This window comes from Ruthenibacterium intestinale (assembly GCF_040096265.1).
Classification (GTDB): Bacteria; Bacillota; Clostridia; order Oscillospirales; family Ruminococcaceae; genus Ruthenibacterium; species Ruthenibacterium komagatae.
This window is the reverse complement of the sequence record NZ_JBBMFA010000094.1, coordinates 40,851-61,968: the sequence shown is the minus strand read 5'-3', so window position 1 is coordinate 61,968 and position 21,118 is coordinate 40,851. Positions and strand designations below refer to the sequence as shown.

Sequence of the window (21,118 nt, the reverse complement as noted above, 5' to 3'; positions counted from 1 at the left end):
CGCGGTGTATCCCGCGCGCCGGTTTGTTTTATTCATACCGCAGTGCTTCGATGGGGTCCAGCTTGGCTGCCTTATTGGCCGGATAATAGCCGAAAAATACGCCGATGCCCCCTGAGAATGTCACTGCAAGAGCAATCACGCCCGGACTGGGGGAAGCCGCGTATCCCAGCATACCCGCTCCCAGGCTGCCCAGGCCCACGCCCACGGCAATGCCCAAAATGCCGCCGATGATGCAGATGACCACCGATTCGATGATAAACTGCACACGGATGCTGCCATTGGTGGCGCCCAAAGCTTTTCGGGTGCTGATCTCACGGGTGCGCTCGGTGATGGAAACCAGCATGATGTTCATCACACCGATGCCGCCTACCACCAGGCTGATTCCGGCGATGACCGCAACTGCCAGCCCAATGGTAGACAGCATTTCCGTCATGGATTCGATCATGCTCTCCATACTGGTGGCAGTGACGGTGAACGAGTCGTTTCGCACATAAAAGCCGGAAAAGAACATTTCTGTCTGTTCCAGAAAACTCTGCGTATCCACTCCGGTATTGGGAACCACGGTCAACTGACTGTATCCGTCGTTTCCGTGAGAGATGGCCTTTGCCGCAGACAGCGGAAGATAAATGTCTGTGGAAGGCTCTTCATCGGTGGAACTCAGCACCACGCCGCTGTCCTCGTAACGATACACTCCCACGATGTAGAAAGTGTAAACCTGATTGCCGTACGTCAATTCAAAGGACTTTCCCAGCGGATCATCCCCCAGGGACAACTGACTGCAGAATTCATCGCTGACCACCGCTACCCGGCGGCCGCTGTCCAAATCGTCCTGCAAAAGCCAATGTCCCTGAAGCAGTTCCAGATTCTGCGCTTTCTGATAATCCAGATTGACGCCCGATGCATTGACGGACGCACTTTCCGTACCGCTCTCAACCGTAAAGCTGCCCAGATTCTCCGAAAGGCTGACCGCATAAAGCGAGTCGGAATAAGCCGCGCGATACTGTTCGATCATTTCGTCGGTGATCAAATCTTCCTCTCTGTAACTGGAAGAGCGAAACAGCCGCACAGAACCCCCTGCCACAAAATCGCTGTCGCTTTTCTGCGTCAGACTGACCGTGATGTTGCTGGCCCCCATGCTCTGCATACTGGTGGAAATGGCATTGGTCATGCTGTTGGCCACCGTCATAATGGCGATGACCGAACCAATCCCGATGACAATGCCCAGCATGGTGAGCAGCGCCCGCATCTTGTTGGCCCACAGGCCCCGAAGCGCAAGAACGACGTTTTCACGAAACAGCATAGGACGCCTTCCCTCCCTGCCGCTGACCGCAGATGCGGCCGTCCTTGATGGTCACGATGCGCTGACACTCCTCGGCCAGTTCGCTGCTGTGTGTGATGAGAACAATGGTTTTCCCCTGTTCCCTGTGCAGCTTGTGAAACAGATCCATCACCAGACGGCCGGTGACGGAATCCAGCGCGCCGGTGGGCTCATCCGCCAGAAGAATGGCCGGGTCGTTGGCCATGCTGCGCGCAATGGCAACCCTTTGCTTCTGTCCGCCGGACAATTCGCTGGGCTGGTGGGTGGCCCGGTCCGTCATCCCCACAAGATCCAGAAGTTCCCATGCGCGGCGGCGGCGTGCATGGCCTTTCACCCCTGCGTACAACATGGGCAATTCCACGTTTTGAAGCGCTGTCTGGCGCGGAATCAGATTAAAAGTCTGGAACACAAAACCGATTTTTGCACCGCGCACACGGGAGAGTTCCCGGTCGTTCACCCCCTGCACATTCTCCCCGTCCAGACGGTATGTTCCTTCCGTGGGCCGATCCAAAGCGCCGATGATGTTCATCAAGGTGGACTTTCCGGAGCCGGACGCCCCCACAATGGCCACGAATTCCCCTTCCCAAACGGTCAGATCAATGCCGTGCAGCACTTCCAGCTCGGAAGGAGAACCTGTGAAGAAGCGTTTTACAATGCCCTGCATCTCAATGATGGGTTTTGCCATGTTCAGCCCCCATTCCCGCTCGCCCGCCGGAGGGTCTGCCTTCCATCGCCGCACCCATATCACTGGGGGCCGCCATGACGCCGCCCTGCATCTCCGTCGGCATCTCCATTTCGCCTTCCTGCTCCTCGGTCACAGCGGTGTCGCTGATGCTGATCTGTACTTCCATGCCCTCGTAAAGGTCCTCACCGCTGATTTCCACATAATAATCCGTCTCCATGCCTGTGGTGACGGGGACCTCTTCAAACGTATCTTCTCCCTGTTTCTTTGCATAAATGATGCTGTTGCCATTTTCATCGGTGGTCACCGCATCGTAGGGAACGGTGTACACATCCTCTTTCTCTGAAAGCAGAATCTCCGCCTTGGCAGAAAGACCGATGAGCAAACCGCTGTCGGTTTCATCCACTGTGACCTCGGCCCCGAAGCCGGTGCTTCCGTCCTGCGAAGAAGAGGCCGTTTGAGAGAGCTGCGTCAGCGTTCCGTTGATCTCTTCGTCGCCGGTGGCATCGCTTTTGATGCGGACCGATTGCCCCACCGCCACTTTTTTGATGTCATCTTCATCAATGGTGACCGATACTTTCAGATGGTCTGTGTCCTGCAGAACGGCAACGATTCCGGTATTGGCCGCAGCGCCTACCGTTGCATTGATCGCCGTCACCGTGCCGTCCTGAGTAGAGGTAATGGTGCAATCTTCAATTTTTTCTTTCAAATCGGTAATTTCGTCGCTCTCACCGGCACTGGACAGCTGCTCCTGCGCATTTTCCAGGCTGGTCTTAGCGTTCTTCTGGTTTTCCAGCGCGCTCTCATAGCTGGCCTTGGCCGAAAGCCACGCCTAATCCGCCTTGCTGTACGCCTGCTGCAGCTGATCCCAGCCGCAGTTGGCTTTCGCAGTATTCAACTGCGCCTCGGCTGTCTGCAAATTTGCCGTGGCGGTGTTGTAAGCGTCAGCCAGCGCCTGTGCATTGGCCTGCGCCTGCGCCAGCTTTGCATTGGCCGCATCCACTTCGGCCTGAGCGGCCACCACGCCGCTGTCGCTGTTCAACGCGGCGCCCGCCTTTTGCTGTGCCGCCAACGCCGTATCATAGGCAGTCTGATAGGAGGTAACCGAACTGTTTACGTTTTGGAACGCATTGCGCGTGGATTCCAGCGCCTGACCCGTGCTTTGGTATTCCGACGTGGCAGAATTCAGCTTGTCAGTGGCGGAATTGTAGTTTTCAAGCGCTGTATCATAATTTTTTTGAGCAGTGGCAATGGTATCGCTGAGGCTTTCCTGCTTTTGGGCCAACTCCTTTTCCAAATCGGTGGTATCCAGTACACAGATCACGTCCCCTTTGCTGACCTCATCCCCCACCTGCACGCGGATTTCCGCCACAGGATACGTCAGCTGTGTGGTTACATTGGCCACGCTGTCGCTTTCCACCGTTCCCGTGACGGTGATGCTTTCCGAAAGGCTGTCTTTGGAAAGAGTGATTGTCCGTTGGGCCACGCTGCCGCCCGGCTGCACGGAACTGCGCATCCGAACGCTCCAAAAAATCAGCGCCCCCAAAACAACGACCGCAAGAACCGCAATCACAACTTTTTTCCGGGTCGGCCGAAGAGCGCGGGCCAGAAACTCCCGAATTCTCCTCACTCTGAAACTCATTACAAAACTCCTCTCCCCATGCAAAAATTCCTTTTCCAGTTTAAAAAGGATTTGCGAAGAGCCTGTGTAAAAGTTGTGAGCGATTTGTGCAATCCGGTACGTTTTTCCCACAAACAGAAACACCCCGGACAGAAAATTCTGTCCGGGGTGTTTCGCATCATTTCAAACAAACTGCCGCCTATCCCTCACCGGTACGGACACGGCGAATCTCTTCCAGGATGATTCCGCGGGCACGGTGCGCCTGCGTCTGCTCCAAAGGCGGAACGCCTTCCAGCGGGTAGGCCAGGCCCAGCGCGTCGTACTTGGCGCGGCCCATGGTATGGTAAGGCAGAACCTCCAGCCCCTTTAGTGTGCGCAGCGGCGCGATCAGGCGGCCCAGCGCCCGCAATTCCTCTTCGGAATCGGTCAGGCCCGGCACCACCACATGGCGCACCACCAGCGGCACCCCCGCTTCGGACAGGGCCCGGGCAAACGCCAGCACCGGCGCCTGTCCGTGACCGGTCAGATGCTTGTGTCCTTCCGGGTCTGCATGCTTCACGTCCAGCAAAACCAGATCCGTGCACGCGAACAACGCGTCAAACTCGGCGCGCCGGTCGGGCCGGTACACAATACCCGAAGTATCCAGGCAGGTGTGGATCCCCTTTTGACGGGCCGCCCGGAACAGCGCCGTTAAAAACGGCAGCTGCAGAAGCGGTTCCCCGCCGGTGGCCGTCAACCCGCCTCCCCGGTAAAAGCTTTTGTTCCGTTCATAGGCGCTGAGAATCTCATCCACCGTCATTTCACAGCCGCCGTCCACCGACCAGGTGTCCGGATTATGGCAGTACAGGCAGCGCATAGGGCACCCCTGAAAAAACACCACCATCCGGACGCCCGGGCCATCCACCGTACCGAAGCTTTCGATGGAGTGGATGCGGCCTTTCTCACATGGAGCCATGGAAGGTGCGGGAGATGACTTCGTCCTGCTGCTCGCGGGTCAGTTTGTTGAAGTTGACCGCATAGCCGGATACACGCACCGTCAGCTGCGGGTATTTCTCCGGATGAGCCTGCGCATCCAGCAGGGTATCCTTGGAAAAAACATTTACGTTCAAGTGATGGCCGCCCTTTTCGGCATAGCCGTCCAGCAGGCTGACCAGATTGTCGATCTGAGAATCCGTTGCTTTCATATTAAAGCACACTCCTTTTTTGGGATTGATTACTGTTCCTCGTCCACCGTCAGATTGGGTTCACAGCAGGCGCAGTCCGGCTGCAGTTCGAAGGTGATGTCATCGAACAGCACCGCGTCGTCCTTGCCCAGCGCGCCCGGAATGATGGAGAACGTATTGGAAATGCCGTCCTGGGCATCCTTGAAGGGCAGCTTGGACACCGAGCTCAGAGAGGCTACCGCGCCGTGGGTATCGCGCCGGTGCATGGGGTTGGCGCCGGGTGCAAAGGGTTCGCCCGCCTTGCGGCCGTCCGGTGTGGAACCGGTGTTTTTGCCGTACACCACGTTGGACGTGATGGTCAGAATGGAAGTGGTGGGAATGCCGCCCCGGTAGGTGTGATTGCCCTTGACGTAGCTCATAAACTGATGCACCACATCATAGGCAATGTCGTCCACACGGTCATCGTCGTTTCCGTATTTTGGGAAGTCGCCCTCCACCGCATAATCCACGACCACGCCGTTCTCGTCGCGGACCGCGCGCACCTTGGCATACTTGATGGCCGACAGAGAGTCCGCCACCACCGACAGACCTGCAATGCCCGTGGCAAACCAGCGGGTGACCTCTTTGTCGTGCAGTGCCATCTGCAGGCGCTCGTAGCAATATTTATCGTGCATATAGTGGATGATGTTCAGGGTGTTCACATACACGCTGGCAAGCCACTTCATCATGTCGCGGAAGCGCTCCATCACTTCCTCGTAGTCCAGATACTCGCTGGTGATGGGACGGTACTTGGGACCCACCTGCTTTTTGGAGACCTCGTCCACGCCGCCGTTGATGGCGTACAAAAGGCACTTGGCCAGGTTGGCACGGGCGCCGAAGAACTGCATCTCCTTGCCCACGCGCATGCTGGACACGCAGCAGGCAATGGCGTAGTCATCCCCGTGGGTAACGCGCATCAAATCGTCGTTCTCGTACTGAATGGAAGAGGACTCGATGGAGGTTTTCGCACAGAAGCGTTTGAAGTTGACCGGCAGCCGGGTGGACCACAGCACGGTCAGGTTGGGTTCCGGCGCAGTGCCCAGGTTCTGCAGGGTGTGCAGATAGCGGTAGGACATCTTCGTGACCATGCTGCGGCCGTCAATGCCCATGCCGCCGATGGACTCGGTCACCCAGGTGGGGTCGCCCGAGAACAGGGCGTTGTACTCCGGCGTGCGGGCAAACTTGACCAGGCGCAGCTTCATGATAAAGTGATCCACAAACTCCTGAATCTGCTCCTCGGTAAAGGTGCCGTTGGCCAGATCGCGCTGGGCGTAGATGTCCAGGAAGGTGGAGGTGCGGCCCAGGCTCATGGCCGCGCCGTTCTGCTCCTTGATGGCCGCCAGATAGCCAAAGTACAGCCACTGGATGGCTTCCTGCACGTTGGCCGCCGGGCGGGAAATGTCAAAGCCGTAGATTTTGCCCAGCTCTTTCAGCTCCTTGAGCGCTTTGATCTGCTCGCTGAGCTCCTCGCGCTCCCGGGTCACGTCAGAATACATGATGGTGCGGGTGGTGTCCTTCTGATGCTGCTTATCCACGATCAGGCGGTCCACACCGTACAGTGCCACACGGCGGTAGTCGCCGATGATGCGGCCGCGGCCGTAGGCGTCGGGCAGGCCGGTGATGATGTGGCTGGACCGGCAGGCCCGCATCTCCGGGGTGTAGGCGTCAAACACGCCGTCGTTGTGGGTTTTGCGATGCTTGGTGAAAAATTCCACGATCTGCGGGTCCACCTGATATCCGTTCTGCTCACAGGCTTTTACCGCCATGCGAATGCCGCCGTAGGGCTGCAGCGCACGTTTGAAGGGCTTGTCCGTCTGGAAGCCCACAATTTTTTCCTTGTCCTTGTTCAGGTATCCCGGTCCATGGGAAGTGATGGTGGAAATGATTCGGGTGTCCATGTCCAGCACGCCGCCCTTTTCCCGCTCCTGACGGGACAGCTCCATCACCTGATCCCACAGGGCAAGCGTATCTTCCGTGGGGCCTGCAAGGAAGGACTCGTCGCCCTCATAGGGCGTATAGTTCTTCTGGATAAAGTCGCGTACGTTGATCTCCTTCTGCCAGATGCCGGAGGTAAAAGAATTCCATTCCTGTCTCATTCACGTTCTCCTTTGTTTCCATTGCTCTTTTCAGAGCCGCTTTTGGACCACATCTATACTATACCATTTTAGTATAATATAGTCAAGTGGCCTCTTTTTGCCAGGGGGAAAGTGGGTGCTCAGCGGTTTTCGATCTCGTCCACTGCGTCGATGACCGCCGAACGGAAGCCCTTGCGCTCCAGCGCCGCCACACCAACAATGGTGGTTCCGCCGGGCGAACAGACAGCGTCCTTCATCGCGCCGGGGTGCTGGCCGGTTTCCAGCATGAGCTTGCCTGTGCCGACGACCATCTGTGCCGCCAGTTCATAGGCCAGCGCGCGGGGCAGGCCGTGCTTGACGCCGGCGTCGCCCAACGCTTCCAGAAACATGCTGGCAAAGGCCGGGCCGCAGCCGCTGACCGTGCCCGCCACACTGAACTGCTTGGCGTCCACCAGACGCACCAGCCCAATGCTGGACAGAAGCTGTTCCACCAGTAAAAACTCCGGCTGTGTGAGGGAGTGCTTTTGCTCGCACACAAAAATTCCCTCGCCCACGCAGACCGGCGTATTGGGGATGGTGCTGATGTGATGGGTGCCCGGAGCCAAAAACTCCTCGTACCAGTCAAACAGGCAGCCCGCGGCCACGGAAACCAGAATTTTTCCGGGCAGCAGTTCCCGAATCGGCTCCAGAACTTCCCGCACCAGATAGGGCTTAACCGCCACGAACACCACATCGGAAGCGAACGCGACCTCGGCCGCGTCTTTCCGGGGAAGCATGCCCGCCTTCTCCGTGTTGGCGCACAGCTTGTCCCAGTTTTTTGCACAGGCACAAATCTGGTCCGGCCGCAGCGTGCCCTGGCGAATCAGTCCCTTTGCAATGGCGCCGGCCATGTTGCCGAAGCCGATAAATCCCACCGTGATCTCCGATAACTGTTTCATTCCGTTTCTCCTTTCTCTACGATGAAGCGGGTCCAAACGGTCCCGCAAAGTGCTCCAGGATACAGTATAACATACTTGCCGTCCATATGGAAAAGAATTTAAAAAAGCGGCTCTTTTCAGAGCCGCCAAAGTCACGACAGTTCAAACATGCCGTTGTAAAGCTGATAATACATGCCTTTCTGTGCCAGAAGTTCGTCGTGCGCGCCCCGCTCGATGATCCGCCCGTGCTCCAGGACCATAATGGCATCCGCATTGCGCACGGTGCTGAGGCGGTGGGCGATCACAAAGACCGTCCGCCCCTCCATCAGGCGGTCCATTCCCTTTTCGATCAACGCCTCGGTGCGGGTATCGATGGAAGAGGTGGCCTCATCCAGAATCAGAACCGGCGGGTCCGCCACCGCGGCCCGCGCGATGGCCAGCAGCTGGCGCTGCCCCTGAGAAAGGTTGGCTCCGTCGCCGGTGACCATCGTGTCATAGCCGTTTGGCAGGCGGCGAATAAAGGAATCGGCATTGGCGATTTTTGCCGCCTGCACGATTTCCTCCTGCGTGGCATCCAGCTTGCCGAAACGGATGTTGTCCGCAATGGTGCCCGTGAACAGATGCGTGTCCTGCAGCACAATACCCAGGCTGCGGCGCAAATCATCTTTTCGAATGTCCCGCACATCGATGCCGTCGTAGACGATGCGTCCTTTCTGCACGTCATAAAACCGGTTGATCAGATTGGTGATGGTGGTTTTTCCCGCGCCGGTGGACCCCACAAAGGCAATTTTCTGGCCGGGTTTGGCGTACAAACAGATGTCGTGCAAAATCGTATGCTCCGGATCATAGCCGAAATCCACGTTTTCAAAGCGCACGTCTCCCCGCAGCGGGATCAGTGTCTCGCCCTGCCGCCAGGCCCAGCAGCCGGTTTTCTCCTGGCAGGGAACCAGCTTCTCCCCTTCCCGGCGCACATTCACCAGCACGGTTTTGCCCTCGTCCACTTCCGACGGCTGCCGCATGACGTTGAACACCCGTTCAGCGCCCGCCAGCGCCGCCAGCAAAAAGTTGCTCTGCTGGGTGAACTGGTTGATGGGCATGGCCGCCTGGCGCACAAACACCAGATAGCTGGCCAGGCTTCCCACATCCGTCATGCCTTTCATGGCCATCACGCCGCCCACCACGGCCACAATGGCATAGTTCACATAGGAAATGCTGACCACCGCCGGCACCATGGTGGCGGCATAGCCCTGCGCACCGGTTCCGGCCCGGCGCAGATTTTCATTGCGCTGTTCAAACCCCGTCAGGTTGGCCGGTTCATGGTTGAAGACCTTCACCACTTTCTGACCGTTGACCATCTCCTGAATGTAGCCGTCCAGCTCGCCCAGGCACTGTTGCTGGCGGGTGAAATAGGCCTTGCTGCGTTTTCCGCTGAACCGGATATACCAGAACATCGCGATGTAGCACACCACCACGATCAGCGACAGGCGCGCGTTGAGCACAAACAGCAGCGTCAGCGTTCCCACCACCTGAATGAAGCTCTGAATCACCATGGCGAAACTGTTGTTCAAAGCGTCGGCGATGGTATCCACATCGTTGGTAAAATAACTCATCACGTCGCCCTGTTTCTGCGCGTCAAAAAAGCGCAGGAGCAATGTCTGCAGATGGGCGAACAGGTCGCGGCGGATATCGTACAGCACCTTCTGCGCCGCTTTGACCATGGTCTGCGTGTATCCGAAAGAGCACACAACGCCCACCGCGTAAATGGCCGCGGTCAGGCCGACGCCCCTGGCCAGCGCAGACAAATCTCCCGACGCAAGGCTGTTGACCACAGGCCGGATCATATACGTACCCAGCAGGTTTGCACTGGCACTGATCGCCACCAGCACCGCCACGGCCGCCAGAAGAAATTTGTGACGGCCCATGTAGGACAGCAGCGATTCCACTGTGAACCGCAGGTCTTTGGGGCGTTTACCGCTGAACTGCCGCGCCATGGCCGTCATCTCCTTTCATTTGCGATTGATAGATTTCCTGATAGATGGGGTCCTGCGCCAGCAGCTGGTCATGGGTGCCCACCGCGTGGACGCGTCCGTCGTCCAGAATGACGATCTGATCCGTATTCATCACCGATGTAATGCGCTGTGCGATGATGATTTTGGTCACATCCTGCAGTTTGGCCAGCGCCGTCCGGATGCGGCCCTCTGTGGCCGTGTCCACCGCGCTGGTGGAATCGTCAAAAATCAGCACCTTGGGCCTTTTCAGCAGGGTGCGCGCAATGCACAGACGCTGCTTCTGTCCGCCGGATACATTTACGCCGCCCTGGCCCAGATCTGCGTCCAGACCGCCGGGCATCCGCTCCAAAAATTCATCCGCGCAGGCTGCCCGGCAGGCTGCCCAAAGGGTCTCATCGTCTGCCTCGGGGTCGCCCCAACGCAGATTTTCCCGCACGGTGCCGGAGAACAGCACGTTTTTCTGCAGCACAATGCCCACAGCGTCGCGCAGCGCGTGGATGTCGTACTCCCGCACGTCCCGTCCGCCCACGGTCACCCGGCCCTCGGTCACGTCATAAAGCCGCGGAATCAGCTGTACCAGCGTGGTCTTCGCCGAGCCCGTTCCGCCGATCACCCCCACGGTCTGCCCCGGCCGAATGGAAAAGCTGACGCCGGACAGCGCGTATTCTTTGGCGTCGGGATTGTACTTGAAGGACACATTCTCAAAGACAACGCCGCCGTCCCGCACCTCTGTGACCCCGTCGGGCGGGGAGCTGATGCTCGGGCGCTCTTCCAGTACCTCGCCGATGCGCTGGGCGCTGGCCAGCGAGCGGGTCAAAAGCAGAAACACGTTGGAGATCATCATCAGCGAGTTCATCACCTGCAGCACATAGCTGAGGAACCCGGTCAGCTCTCCCACCTGAAGTGTGCCGGCCATGATCATGCGTCCGCCGAACCACAGAATCAGCACCGTGGTGGAATACATGGTCAGCTGAAACGCCGGCATGTTCAGCACCGCGTAATGGAACGTCTGCTGGCTGGTCTCCATCAGATCGGTATTGACCTGCCGGAACTTTTCTTCCTCGTATTCGTCCCGCACGAAAGCCTTTACCGCACGGATGGCCACCAGCCCCTCCTGCACCACGTCATTCAGGTGATCCATCGCCTTCTGCAGTCGGCTGTACATGGGCGCCACACGGCGGACCACACAGAACAGGATCGCTCCCAGCAGCGGCGTACAGAAGAAAAACACCAGCGCCAGGCGCGGGCTCATCCACACGGAAAAGCCAATGCCCAGAATCAGCATCACCGGGGCGCGCACCATGGGGCGAAGCCCGCCGTTGATGGCATTCTGCAGAACGGTGATGTCCGTGGTCATGCGCGTCACCAGCGAAGAGGACTCAAAACGGTCCAGATTGGCAAAAGAATACGCCTGAACCTTCGCGTACTGCGCCTGCCGCACCCGCGCCCCCAGACCGTAGGAGGCCCTGGCCGCAAAACGGGCGTATAAAAGCCCCGTGACCAGCGCCAGCAGCGCGCACACCGCCATTTGAATTCCCCGGCGGCCGATCAGGGCCATGTCGCCCGCCGAAACGCCCACGTCAATGATGTCCGCCATCAAAATGGGAATGACCAGCTCGAAGCAGGTCTCCACCAGCACCAGCGCAGCCGCAATGAACAAATCTTTGCCATAAGGTCCCAGATGCGCTGCGATCCGTTTCAAATCCTTCACGGCTGCCCCTCCTTTGCGCTCTCTTTAAAATTTTGATACGCCCGCGTGAGAAAGTCGGCAAACTGCTCCCGCTCGGCATCGGAGAAGCCCTGCAGCATCACCTGTTCCGCCTGCGCGCATTGCTCTTTCCAGTGGGCGTGCGCCTGGCGGCCTTTTTCGGTCAGCTCCAGCACGTCAGCGCGGCGGTTCTTCTCATCCACCCGGCGGCTCACAAATCCGCTTTTGCAAAGGCTGTCCAGCATTCTGCTGACGGCCGCCGGATCGATCTCAAAGTAATCGGCGATCTGACGCTGGCAGCTGGGGCCGTTCTGCGCCAGGTACCCCAGCAGCTTGGGCTGCCCGGACCCCAGCCCCACCTTGCCCAGGCAGCCGCGCAGATAATTGCGCTGTGCGTGAAACGCCCGGTACACCAGCATGTGAAATGTTTTTTCCATGAACGAGCCTCCATGACATATCAATAATTGATATGTCAATTATTGTCCGATTTTGCTCTTTTGTCAAGCGGGCCCGCATTTTACATTTCCTTTACATCGAGTTTACCTGTTGATGATAGCCGGGTATTTTCTTTTATGTTACTCTTACATTGTTACGTTTCACATTCGAGTTATTTCAAGAATCATTCAAATTTTGCACAAGAACAAGTAAAGGGGATCTCTGATGAAAGTTTCGGACATTTTGAGCCTGCTGGGCGGGCTTGCGCTGTTCCTGTACGGCATGCAGATGATGAGCAGCGGCCTGGAAGCAGCCGCCGGCAACCGCATGAAACAGATTCTGGAAAAGCTTACTTCCAACCGCATTTTGGGCGTGGCGGTAGGCGCAGCCATCACGGCGGTCATCCAGTCCTCCAGCGCCACCACCGTCATGGTGGTCGGCTTCGTCAACTCCGGCATGATGACGCTGCAGCAGGCGGTGTGGATCATCATGGGCGCCAACATCGGCACCACCATCACCGGCCAGCTCATCGCGCTGGATGTGGGCGCAATGGCCCCGCTGTTCGCCTTCTGCGGCGTGGTGATGATCGTCTTTTTGAAAAAGCCCCATTTCCACAACTACGGCCAGATCATCGCCGGCCTGGGCGTTCTGTTCATCGGCATGGAAATGATGAGCAGCGCCATGATGCCCCTGCGGGACTCCGAGGCATTCATCTCGCTGATGACCCGGTTCTCCAACCCGGTGCTGGGCATTCTGGCGGGCACGGTGTTCACCGCCATCATCCAGTCCTCTTCCGCGTCGGTGGGCATTTTGCAGGCGCTGGCTTCCAGCGGGCTGATTCCCCTGTCCAGCGCGGTATACGTTCTGTTCGGCCAGAACATCGGCACCTGCATCACCGCGGTGCTGGCTTCCATCGGCACCAGCCGCAACGCCAAACGCACCACCATCATTCACCTGCTGTTCAACATCATCGGCACCACACTGTTCACCGTGCTCTGCCTGGTGTCCCCGCTGCCGTCGCTGATTGAGTCTCTGACGCCTTCGAAACCGGCGGCACAAATTGCCAACATGCACACGCTGTTCAACGTGGTCACCACGCTGCTGCTTCTGCCCTTCGGCACCATGCTGGCTGCGCTGGCCCGCAAAATTCTGCCCGAACTGCCGGCCGAGACCCAGCAGGAGCGCCGTCTGGTCTACCTGAAACCGCTGACCGGAGGCAAAGAGTATAAAATCGGTTCCTCCGCCATCGTGGTCAACGGTCTCTGGCGCGAGCTGACCCGCATGCTGGGCATGGTGCGGGAAAACGTGGACCGCAGCTTTGAAACCGTCCTCACCGGACAGACCGCGCCGCTGGCGGATCTGGAAGAGCGCGAGGAATACATCGACTATTTGAACAAAGAGCTGGCCAGTTATATTTCCCGGGCCATCGCCTTTGAATCCAACCAGCAGGACTCTGCCGAAATCAGCGCCTGTTTCAAAATCGCGTCCGATCTGGAACGCATCGGTGACCATGCCATGAACCTGTGCGGCTACACCGAGCGCATGGCCGAAAAACATGTGCGCTTTGCGGATTCCGAACTGGACGAGATTCGTCAGATGCGCCAGACCAGCCTGGATGCGCTGGATCTGCTGGTGCGCAGCGATTTCTCCGCATCAGACCGTCTGGTAAAAATCGGAGCCATTGAGCAGAAAATCGACGACATGACCGCTCAGTTCCGTCAAAACCAGATCGAACGGATGCGTGAGGGGAGCGAAAACGAATCCAGCGTGCTGTATTCGGAAATGCTCACCGATTTCGAGCGCATCGGTGACCACATTCTCAACATTGGCCAGATCATACCGGAAGCGGTGGTGCTCAACAGCCCTGCCGCGGCCACAGCCTGAAAATAAAAGCGCGGGACCGCACAGCGGCCCCGCGCTTTTTTATGATTGCCCGGCACTTTCTTTTGACGAAACCCCGCGCGCCGCAAACCATGGTTTCTGCATGCGGCCGATGACAAAGGACGAAAGTGTTACCGTCACCAGAGAATACAAAATGTTCTGGAAGGGAATGTACGTCAGGGAAAGCATCAGCACCGTGAAGTCCGTAGCGAAATAGGCCCGTTCAATGGGGCATTTCAAAAAGCGGGACAGCACCATGGCCAGCGCGTCATCCCCGCCGGACGCACCGCCCTCGCGCACCACAAGGCCCACGCCCACCCCCACGAACAGGCCGCCTGCCAGCGCCGAAACCAGCGGATAGGCTGACAGGTCGGGCATTTGATAGCCCACGGATTCCCAGATGCGATAGCACACTGCAAACCCGAAACTGGAAAACAGCGCGTTCTTTAAAAAGTCCTTTCCCAAAAAACGGTATCCCAAAGCATAACAGACCACATCCATCACAGGCCCCGTAATGCTGGGCGAAAGCCCTGTCCAATGCTGCAAAAACAACATCATGCCCAGGACGCCGCCCTCTGTGATTTTGCTTCGGTCATGGATGTGAAACAAGCCAAAGGACAAAATGGCCACGCCCAGCAGCATCCGGCCGTAATGGACCAGCGCCCCGCGCGGCACTCTCCAGCGTTTCATGTAAATCTTCCTCTCGTTTTTCTTGACGCTTTCCAGCATAAAGGATATAGTAACTATATTGTCAAGAGCAAGGGAGGAATTTTTTTGGACGTGCGCTTCACCGTGGGAGAAATGGCTCAAATGGCCGGTGTTTCCAAACAAATGCTCATCTACTATGACAACATGGACGTGTTCAAACCGCGTATGACCGGCGCGGAAAACGGCTACCGCTATTACACCGCCGATCAGCTGGAGCAACTGGACACTGTGCTGATGCTGCGTGAGATGGGCTTTTCACTGAAGGAGATCCGCCGCCACATGGAGCGCCGCAGCGCCCCGGCCGCACTGGACGCCCTGCGCACCCAACGGCAGCTGGTGCGCAAAGAGATCCGGCGCCTTCAAATGGCAGACCGCCGCCTGACCCGCAAGCTGGAAGAATGGGAACGGGTGCTGCCCGCCCGGCCCGGCCAGCCCTTCTGGGAAGAAAAAGCAGGGCAATATCTGGCGTTGGAACCGGTGAAAAAGCCCTTCGGCCTGTTGGAAGTGGATCTTGCTTTAAAACGTCTGCTGCGCCGGGCCAATCAGCAGGGATACTGTTCTTATTATCAGCTGGGCGACACGGTCTGCGCTGAAAACTTGCGGCAAAAGCAATTTCTGCGGTTTGAGCACGCCTTTCTGCCGCTTCTGGAGCGCGTTCCCGGGGAGGACTGCTTCTGGAAACCCGCGGGAAAGTACGCCTGCATTTACCATCGGGGCCCTTACGCGGACACCGGCAAAAGCTACGAGATCCTGCTGGATTTTCTGGCTCAGCAGGGCGTTCAACCGGCCGGGCCTGCCTATGAATTCTGTGTGCTGGACAGCATGACCACCGCCCGGCCCGAAGAATATCTCACCGAAATTCAAATTCCGGTGGAAAACTGAAAAAGGCAGGGCTGCCGCGGCAGCCCTGCCTTTGCTTATTTCTTTTTTCCGGCCGGCCGAGCAGGCAGCACATGCGCTCCCCGGGGCACCGGATGAAGCACCCAGCTTCGGGGATAATGCTTCTGCAGTTCCGCCTTCGCGCTCTGGGCGGTTTTCTCGTCCCGGAACACGCCGAACACCGCAGCGCCCGATCCGGTCATCAGCGCCGCCAGCGCGCCGCTGCGCCGAAGGATCTCTTCAATGGGCCCGTTGGCCGGGCTTTGGGAAGAAAATTCCAGTGCGTTGGACATCTGGGCGCACAAGGCCTTTAAATCCCCCTGCTCCAGCGCCCGCTGTGCCAGGTCGTTGTCCGGGTGCACATCGGTGCCCAGCTCGTCGTACCGGGCGTAGGCCTGGGGCGTGGAAATGCCGCCCTTGGGCATGCAGACCGTAAACCAGCACCGGGGGCAGGACGGCATGGGGGTGAGCACGTCGCCGATGCCCTGCACACGGGCTGTGCCGCCCAGGATGGAAAAAGGCACGTCCGCTCCCACTTTCAGGCCGATCTCGCACAATTCCGGAACGGTCATTCCCGCACCGTACAATGCGTTGAGCCCCACCAGCACCGCAGCCGCATCAGCGCTGCCGCCGGCCATTCCCGCCCGCACAGGCACCGCTTTGCGCACGGTGATGTCCACGCCGGCCAGCAGGCCCGTGGCGTCAAAAAAGGCCAGCGCCGCTTTGATGGCGGTGTTGTGCTCATTGGCAGGCACATTGGAGCCGGGCAAACGCAGGCGCAGATACGGGCTTTTGCGCAATGTGACGCGCTCGTACAGGTTGACCGTCTGCATCAGCATGTCCAGCGTGTGATAGCCGTTGGGCGCAATGCCCGTGATATCCAGCGTGAGATTCAGTTTTGCAGGGGCAAGAACCGTCACAGAATCCATAAAATACCTCCGTCACATTTGGAACAGGCGGAACCGCTTGACCTCGATGGCCTTGACCGGGCACATCTCGTGGCAGCAGAAACAGCGGATGCAGCCCTTCGGGTCGATGTGCGCCTTGCCCTTTTCCACACGAATGGTGTGGCCGGGGCAGATTTCAGCGCATTTTCCACAGCCGATGCAGCGGGACACATCGATCTTCGGCCGGGGTGCGATCCATTTTTCCACACCCGGCACCGCCCAGCGGATGGCGCGGGGCGCACGGTTGGAAAAGTTGATGTTGGTATAACTCTTGGGCAAACGAAACTCCGGGATGGGCGCAGCGGCCTCGGCATCGCCTGTCCGCCAGGCGGCATCCGCCCGCTGCGGGCACAGGCCCCGGGCGCTGGCCGCCTTCAGATACGGCACGGCCATGGGGTCCAGCCCCATCATGCCGCAGACCGTCAAATCGATGGCATAGGGGTCCTCGCCGCCCAAAATCAGCCCCAGCTGCCGGGGCACGCCCCCTGCGGGGCCGTCGCCCTCCATGGCCAGCACACCGTCCACCACCGTGAGCGAAGGCTTCACTGTTTCGCACAGGTCCACCAGCATGTCCCCAAAGCATTCCTTTTCGGGAAAGCGCATGTGAAATTCGGCCTTCTGCAGGCCGGGCACCGTGCCGAACAAATTTTTCACCGCGCAGGACATCCCGGTCATCACATGGGTTTTCAGCTTGGGCACATTGACGATAAAATCCGCCTCCAACACCGGGTTCAGCAGCTCGAAACGCCGAACCAGCTTTCCCTGTGCCTCCCGCTGTGCCCAGGCGCATTCGTCATAGGCCTGCACGCCCAGTTCCCGGCACACCTGTGCCAGACCGCTGACCTGGTAAATGCTGCGCATCATGCCCGGGTTGTACAGTCCGCCCGGCGAATCCGCCACAACAATGTGCTCCACACCCCGCCGCTGCAGCGCGCGGATGCAGGCCGCCACCACGGCCGGGTGTGTGGTCACGCCGTGGTCCGGCGGGTGCTTTGCCAGAAGATTCGGTTTGATGAGCGCCCTTGTCTGCGGGCCCAGCGCCCCGGTCCGGGGACTGGCGGCAAACAGCTCTTCCACTGCCCGGTCCACTTTTTCGTCATAGCCGGGCACCCTGCGAATGAAAACAGTATGCTCCAAATTAAACTCCCAATTCCTTTAAAAATTCTTCCATGCGGGACACCGCTTTTTTCAGGTGGTCCAGCGAATAGGAATAGCTGATGCGCACAAAGCCTTCGCCGGAATCGCCGAACGCGGGGCCGGGGATCACCGCCACTTTCTTGCTGTACAGCAGCTGCTTGCAGAACTCGTCGCTGGGCAGCCCCGACTTTTGGATGGACGGGAACACATAGAAAGCGCCCTGGGGTTCAAAGCAGGTCAGGCCCAGATTGTTCAGCGCATTGACCAGCCAGCGCCGGCGCAGATCGTATTCCTTGCGCATGGACTCGATGTCCGCATCGCAGTTTTTCAGCGCCGTCACCGCCGCGTACTGACTGGTGGTGGGAGCGCACATGATGCAGGACTGATGGATCTTCGTCATCACCTTGATGATGGGCTTGGGCCCGCAGGCATAGCCCAGGCGCCAGCCGGTCATGGCATGCGCCTTGGAAAAGCCGTTGACCACAATGGTCCGCTCGGCCATGCCGGGCAGGCTGGCGATGCTGACGTGCCGGGTATGGCCGTAGGTCAGCTCGGCGTAAATTTCATCGGACAGCACCAGCACATTGGTCTCCCGCAGGACCTGCGCGATGGGCTCCAGCTCCTCTTTGCGCATCACCGCGCCCGTGGGATTGCAGGGGAACGGCAGGATCAGCAGTTTCGTGCGGGGGGTGATGGCGGCACGCAGTTCGTCCGCGGTCAGCTTAAACCCGTTTTCCGCTTTCAGCGCCAGAGGCACAGCCACGCCGCCGGTCAGCGTTGTGATGGGATAATAGCACACAAAGCAGGGTTCGGGAATGATGACCTCGTCCCCCGGCTCCACCAGCGCGCGGATGCACATGTCAATGGCTTCGGACCCGCCCACAGTGACCAGCGTCTGATCTTCGGTGTAATGCAGATCGAACCGGCGCTCCAGATAGCGGCAGATCTCCTGGCGCAGCTCTTTCAGGCCGGAGTTGGAGGTATACCAGGTGCGTCCCTTTTCCAGACTTTGAATGCCCGCTTGCCGAATGGCCCAGGGCGTCTTGAAGTCAGGCTCACCCACCCCCAGGGAGATGCAATCCTTCATCTCCGCCGCAATGTCAAAAAATTTCCGAATGCCGGACGGACGCATTTCCGCCGCGGCACGGGAAATCAGCTTCTCATACTCCATTATTGGCACTCCCGTTCGTCAATGGGGTCTTTGCCGTACAGCACCCCGTCTTTCTTATAGGTACGCAGCACAAAGTGCGTGGCCGTGGACAGCACGCCCTCCAGAGGGCTCAGCCGCTGGGCCACAAACAGCGCGATCTCCTGGAAACTTTTGCCGCGCATGGTCAAAGACAGATCGTATCCGCCGCTCATCAGCAAAACGCTGTCCACTTCCGAGAAATCCGCCAGCCGCGCGGCGATCTCGTCAAAACCGAAATCGCGCCGGGGCGTGACACGCAGATCGATCAGCGCCTGCACATCGGCTACGCCGGCGCGCTCCCAATCCACCAGAGTACGATAACCGTTGATGATGTGCTTTTCTTCGCACTCATCCATATATGCCGCCACTTCCTGCACGGTCTTGCCCGTCATGGCCGCCAGTTCTTCCAGGCTGGTGCGGGCGTTGGTTTCCAAAACTTTCAGGATCTGTTCCATATACAATCTCTTCCTTCCCTCGCAATCGCACAAATATGCAACCGTATTTTCTCAATTATAAACAAAAGAGGCGGGAAAGTAAATCGTATTTTCCGGCCGAAAAATTTTTGTCCTGCCGTGCCGCGCACTACCCATTCGGCGTTTTTTCTGCTATACTAAAGTTTATATTTCGCGTGCGAGCAGAAGGAGAGAATCATATGGAAGCTGTGATCACTGTTGTTGGCAAGGACGCTGTGGGCATTCTGGCAAAGGTGTGCACCGCCTGCGCCGAAGCCAATGTGAACGTAGAGGAAGTCACCCAGCGTATTCTGCGGGGCACCTTTGCCATGATTATGCTGGTTGACATGAGCCAGGCGACCCTGGATTTTACCGCCTTTTCCGAGAAAATGGCCCAGACCGGACAGGCCATGGGCGTGGACGTTCGCTGCACCCGGCAGGAACTGTATGAGACCATGCACCACATCTGAACCATTTTCCAAAAGGAGTGACAACATTGCTGGACACCAATGACATTCTTGAAACCATCCAGATGATCTCGGACGAAAATCTGGACGTGCGCACTGTGACCATGGGCATCTCCCTTTTGGACTGCGCCGATCCGGACGGGCGGAAAGCCTGTGAGAAGATCTATCGCAAGATCACCACCTGCGCCCGGGATCTGGTAAAAACGGCGGACGAAATTTCCGCCACGTACGGCATGCCCATTGTAAATAAGCGCATCTCGGTGACCCCCATCGCCATGCTGCTTGCCTCGGCTCCGGACGCGGACCCCGTCTGGTACGCGCAGACGCTGGACGCCGCGGCCAAAGCCGTGGGCGTCAACTTCATCGGCGGTTATTCCGCTCTGGTGCACAAAGGCTTTTCCGCCGGGGACAAACAGCTGATTGAAAGCATTCCGCAGGCGCTGGCCCAAACGGAATACGTCTGCTCCAGCGTGAACATCGGTTCCACCAAAACCGGCATCAACATGGATGCGGTGAAGATGATGGGCCCCGTGATCCGGCAGGCGGCCGAACTGACCAAGGACAACATGTGCATGGGCGCCGCCAAGCTGGTGGTCTTCTGCAACGCGCCGGAAGACAACCCCTTTATGGCGGGCGCGTTCCACGGGGTGGGCGAACCGGACTGCGTCATCCACGTGGGCGTCTCCGGCCCGGGCGCTGTGCGCGCCGCGCTGGCCAAACTGCCCAAGGACGCTTCTCTGGATCAGGTGGCGGAACTGATCAAACGCACCGCATTCAAAATCACCCGCATGGGCCAGCTGGTGGGCAACCTGGCCTCGCAGCGGCTGGGCGTGCCGTTCGGCATTGTGGACCTGTCGCTGGCCCCCACCCCCGCGCCCGGGGACAGCGTGGCCAATATTCTGGAAGAGATCGGTCTGGAGAGCTGCGGCGGCTGCGGCACCACCGCCACACTGGCGCTGCTGAACGACGCGGTGAAAAAAGGCGGCGTGATGGCCTCCAACCACGTGGGCGGTCTGTCCGGCGCCTTCATCCCTGTATCTGAGGACGACGGCATGATCAAGGCAGTGGAGCGCGGCAGCCTTTCCATTGAAAAGCTGGAAGCCATGACCGCTGTGTGCAGCGTGGGCATCGACATGGTCGTAGTCCCCGGTGAAACGTCCGCGGCGGTGCTGTCCGCTTTGATTGCGGACGAAGCAGCCATCGGAATGGTCAACACCAAGACCACGGCGGTGCGCGTCATCCCGGCCATCGGCAAAAAAAGCGGCGATGTGCTGGATTTCGGCGGGCTTTTGGGCTATGCCCCCATTCTGGACATCTCCTCCTTCCGGCCGGATGTGTTCGTAAATCGCGGCGGACGCATTCCCGCGCCGCTTCAGGCGTTGAAGAACTGAGTAAATTTCTTTTCGAACAGCGCATCTTCCACAGCATGGCAGAAAAATTTTTCACCGTGCTTGTCGAAGATGCGCTGTTTTTCCATGCATTTCCTTCTTT

General features: G+C 58.5%; 20 protein-coding genes. 4 read left to right on the top strand and 16 right to left on the bottom strand.

Going from position 1 to position 21,118, the window contains the following annotated elements:
- Positions 1 to 28: 28 nt before the first annotated feature.
- The 11 genes from WMO24_RS09625 to WMO24_RS09575 form a co-directional block, all read right to left on the bottom strand.
- Positions 29 to 1,300 (bottom strand): ABC transporter permease, encoded by a 1,272-nt coding sequence (locus WMO24_RS09625; protein ID WP_349216226.1) that lies wholly within the window; start codon positions 1,298 to 1,300, stop codon positions 29 to 31.
- Positions 1,287 to 2,003: an ABC transporter ATP-binding protein gene (locus WMO24_RS09620; RefSeq protein ID WP_349216225.1), complete on the bottom strand. Its 717-nt coding sequence runs from the start codon at positions 2,001 to 2,003 to the stop codon at positions 1,287 to 1,289. Before WMO24_RS09620 ends, WMO24_RS09625 begins: the two co-directional genes overlap by 14 nt.
- On the bottom strand, positions 1,984 to 2,709 hold the full coding sequence (locus WMO24_RS09615) for an efflux RND transporter periplasmic adaptor subunit (RefSeq protein WP_494338175.1): 726 nt from the start codon (positions 2,707 to 2,709) through the stop codon (positions 1,984 to 1,986). The genes WMO24_RS09620 and WMO24_RS09615 overlap by 20 nt, the downstream gene beginning before the upstream one ends.
- Before the next feature lie 123 nt (positions 2,710 to 2,832).
- Positions 2,833 to 3,642, bottom strand: coding sequence for an HlyD family secretion protein (locus WMO24_RS09610; RefSeq protein WP_349216224.1), 810 nt, complete (start codon positions 3,640 to 3,642; stop codon positions 2,833 to 2,835).
- Between the two features lie 178 nt (positions 3,643 to 3,820).
- The gene (gene pflA, locus WMO24_RS09605; RefSeq protein WP_349216223.1) at positions 3,821 to 4,576 is read right to left on the bottom strand and encodes a pyruvate formate-lyase-activating protein; all 756 of its coding nucleotides are present in this window, start codon (positions 4,574 to 4,576) and stop codon (positions 3,821 to 3,823) included.
- Positions 4,563 to 4,805 carry an autonomous glycyl radical cofactor GrcA3 gene (grcA3, locus tag WMO24_RS09600; RefSeq protein ID WP_349216222.1) on the bottom strand — a complete coding sequence of 81 codons (243 nt, stop codon included), beginning with the start codon at positions 4,803 to 4,805 and terminating at the stop codon, positions 4,563 to 4,565. The genes pflA and grcA3 overlap by 14 nt, the downstream gene beginning before the upstream one ends.
- 29 nt (positions 4,806 to 4,834) lie before the next feature.
- Positions 4,835 to 6,919 carry a formate C-acetyltransferase gene (gene pflB, locus WMO24_RS09595; RefSeq protein WP_349216221.1) on the bottom strand — a complete coding sequence of 695 codons (2,085 nt, stop codon included), beginning with the start codon at positions 6,917 to 6,919 and terminating at the stop codon, positions 4,835 to 4,837.
- 119 nt (positions 6,920 to 7,038) lie between these two features.
- A complete protein-coding gene (gene proC / locus WMO24_RS09590; protein WP_349216220.1) occupies positions 7,039 to 7,836 on the bottom strand; it encodes a pyrroline-5-carboxylate reductase in 798 nt (265 codons plus the stop codon).
- 131 nt (positions 7,837 to 7,967) lie between these two features.
- Complete coding sequence (locus WMO24_RS09585) at positions 7,968 to 9,806, bottom strand: ABC transporter ATP-binding protein (RefSeq protein WP_349216219.1); 1,839 nt, start codon at positions 9,804 to 9,806, stop codon at positions 7,968 to 7,970.
- A complete protein-coding gene (locus WMO24_RS09580) occupies positions 9,784 to 11,535 on the bottom strand; it encodes an ABC transporter ATP-binding protein (protein ID WP_349216218.1) in 1,752 nt (583 codons plus the stop codon). Before WMO24_RS09580 ends, WMO24_RS09585 begins: the two co-directional genes overlap by 23 nt.
- Entirely contained in the window at positions 11,532 to 11,969 is a 438-nt protein-coding gene (locus WMO24_RS09575) for a MarR family winged helix-turn-helix transcriptional regulator (RefSeq protein WP_349216217.1), read from the bottom strand. The genes WMO24_RS09580 and WMO24_RS09575 overlap by 4 nt, the downstream gene beginning before the upstream one ends.
- A 223-nt stretch (positions 11,970 to 12,192) precedes the next feature.
- Between WMO24_RS09575 and WMO24_RS09570 the strand changes: the two genes are divergently transcribed.
- Entirely contained in the window at positions 12,193 to 13,851 is a 1,659-nt protein-coding gene (locus WMO24_RS09570) for a Na/Pi cotransporter family protein (RefSeq protein WP_349216216.1), read from the top strand.
- A 39-nt stretch (positions 13,852 to 13,890) separates the two neighbouring features.
- Here the strand turns inward: WMO24_RS09570 and WMO24_RS09565 are convergent, their stop codons facing one another.
- Positions 13,891 to 14,538 carry a YitT family protein gene (locus WMO24_RS09565; protein WP_349216215.1) on the bottom strand — a complete coding sequence of 216 codons (648 nt, stop codon included), beginning with the start codon at positions 14,536 to 14,538 and terminating at the stop codon, positions 13,891 to 13,893.
- Between the two features lie 90 nt (positions 14,539 to 14,628).
- Here WMO24_RS09565 and WMO24_RS09560 point away from each other — a divergent pair, with 90 nt between their 5' ends.
- Entirely contained in the window at positions 14,629 to 15,438 is an 810-nt protein-coding gene (locus WMO24_RS09560) for a MerR family transcriptional regulator (RefSeq protein ID WP_349216228.1), read from the top strand.
- A gap of 35 nt (positions 15,439 to 15,473) precedes the next feature.
- On the opposite strand, the gene ispE is transcribed toward WMO24_RS09560, so the two are convergent.
- The 4 genes from ispE to WMO24_RS09540 are packed head-to-tail and all read right to left on the bottom strand — an operon-like array spanning position 15,474 to position 19,163.
- Entirely contained in the window at positions 15,474 to 16,364 is an 891-nt protein-coding gene (gene ispE / locus WMO24_RS09555) for a 4-(cytidine 5'-diphospho)-2-C-methyl-D-erythritol kinase (RefSeq protein ID WP_349216214.1), read from the bottom strand.
- A 12-nt stretch (positions 16,365 to 16,376) separates the two neighbouring features.
- Positions 16,377 to 17,519: a DUF362 domain-containing protein gene (locus tag WMO24_RS09550; protein WP_349216213.1), complete on the bottom strand. Its 1,143-nt coding sequence runs from the start codon at positions 17,517 to 17,519 to the stop codon at positions 16,377 to 16,379.
- Position 17,520: 1 nt separating this feature from the next.
- Complete coding sequence (locus WMO24_RS09545) at positions 17,521 to 18,690, bottom strand: pyridoxal phosphate-dependent aminotransferase (protein WP_349216212.1); 1,170 nt, start codon at positions 18,688 to 18,690, stop codon at positions 17,521 to 17,523.
- Positions 18,690 to 19,163, bottom strand: coding sequence for an Lrp/AsnC family transcriptional regulator (locus WMO24_RS09540; protein WP_349216211.1), 474 nt, complete (start codon positions 19,161 to 19,163; stop codon positions 18,690 to 18,692). The genes WMO24_RS09545 and WMO24_RS09540 overlap by 1 nt, the downstream gene beginning before the upstream one ends.
- Before the next feature lie 197 nt (positions 19,164 to 19,360).
- On the opposite strand from WMO24_RS09540, the gene WMO24_RS09535 reads away from it, so the two are divergent.
- Complete coding sequence (locus WMO24_RS09535; RefSeq protein ID WP_349216210.1) at positions 19,361 to 19,630, top strand: ACT domain-containing protein; 270 nt, start codon at positions 19,361 to 19,363, stop codon at positions 19,628 to 19,630.
- Between the two features lie 62 nt (positions 19,631 to 19,692).
- Positions 19,693 to 21,018, top strand: coding sequence for a PFL family protein (locus WMO24_RS09530; RefSeq protein ID WP_435413821.1), 1,326 nt, complete (start codon positions 19,693 to 19,695; stop codon positions 21,016 to 21,018).
- Positions 21,019 to 21,118: the final 100 nt, after the last annotated feature.

What these genes read in the sequence shown, in the direction of transcription:
- WMO24_RS09625 (WP_349216226.1), bottom strand. Translation starts at nt 1,300, where the DNA reads ATGCTGTTTCGTGAAAACGTCGTTCTTGCGCTTCGGGGCCTGTGGGCC.
- WMO24_RS09620 (WP_349216225.1), bottom strand. Translation starts at nt 2,003, where the DNA reads ATGGCAAAACCCATCATTGAGATGCAGGGCATTGTAAAACGCTTCTTC.
- WMO24_RS09610 (WP_349216224.1), bottom strand. Translation starts at nt 3,642, where the DNA reads ATGAGTTTCAGAGTGAGGAGAATTCGGGAGTTTCTGGCCCGCGCTCTT.
- pflA (WP_349216223.1), bottom strand. Translation starts at nt 4,576, where the DNA reads ATGGCTCCATGTGAGAAAGGCCGCATCCACTCCATCGAAAGCTTCGGT.
- grcA3 (WP_349216222.1), bottom strand. Translation starts at nt 4,805, where the DNA reads ATGAAAGCAACGGATTCTCAGATCGACAATCTGGTCAGCCTGCTGGAC.
- pflB (WP_349216221.1), bottom strand. Translation starts at nt 6,919, where the DNA reads ATGAGACAGGAATGGAATTCTTTTACCTCCGGCATCTGGCAGAAGGAG.
- proC (WP_349216220.1), bottom strand. Translation starts at nt 7,836, where the DNA reads ATGAAACAGTTATCGGAGATCACGGTGGGATTTATCGGCTTCGGCAAC.
- WMO24_RS09585 (WP_349216219.1), bottom strand. Translation starts at nt 9,806, where the DNA reads ATGGCGCGGCAGTTCAGCGGTAAACGCCCCAAAGACCTGCGGTTCACA.
- WMO24_RS09575 (WP_349216217.1), bottom strand. Translation starts at nt 11,969, where the DNA reads ATGGAAAAAACATTTCACATGCTGGTGTACCGGGCGTTTCACGCACAG.
- WMO24_RS09570 (WP_349216216.1), top strand. Translation starts at nt 12,193, where the DNA reads ATGAAAGTTTCGGACATTTTGAGCCTGCTGGGCGGGCTTGCGCTGTTC.
- WMO24_RS09565 (WP_349216215.1), bottom strand. Translation starts at nt 14,538, where the DNA reads ATGAAACGCTGGAGAGTGCCGCGCGGGGCGCTGGTCCATTACGGCCGG.
- ispE (WP_349216214.1), bottom strand. Translation starts at nt 16,364, where the DNA reads ATGGATTCTGTGACGGTTCTTGCCCCTGCAAAACTGAATCTCACGCTG.
- WMO24_RS09545 (WP_349216212.1), bottom strand. Translation starts at nt 18,690, where the DNA reads ATGGAGTATGAGAAGCTGATTTCCCGTGCCGCGGCGGAAATGCGTCCG.
- WMO24_RS09540 (WP_349216211.1), bottom strand. Translation starts at nt 19,163, where the DNA reads ATGGAACAGATCCTGAAAGTTTTGGAAACCAACGCCCGCACCAGCCTG.
- WMO24_RS09535 (WP_349216210.1), top strand. Translation starts at nt 19,361, where the DNA reads ATGGAAGCTGTGATCACTGTTGTTGGCAAGGACGCTGTGGGCATTCTG.
- WMO24_RS09530 (WP_435413821.1), top strand. Translation starts at nt 19,693, where the DNA reads ATGATCTCGGACGAAAATCTGGACGTGCGCACTGTGACCATGGGCATC.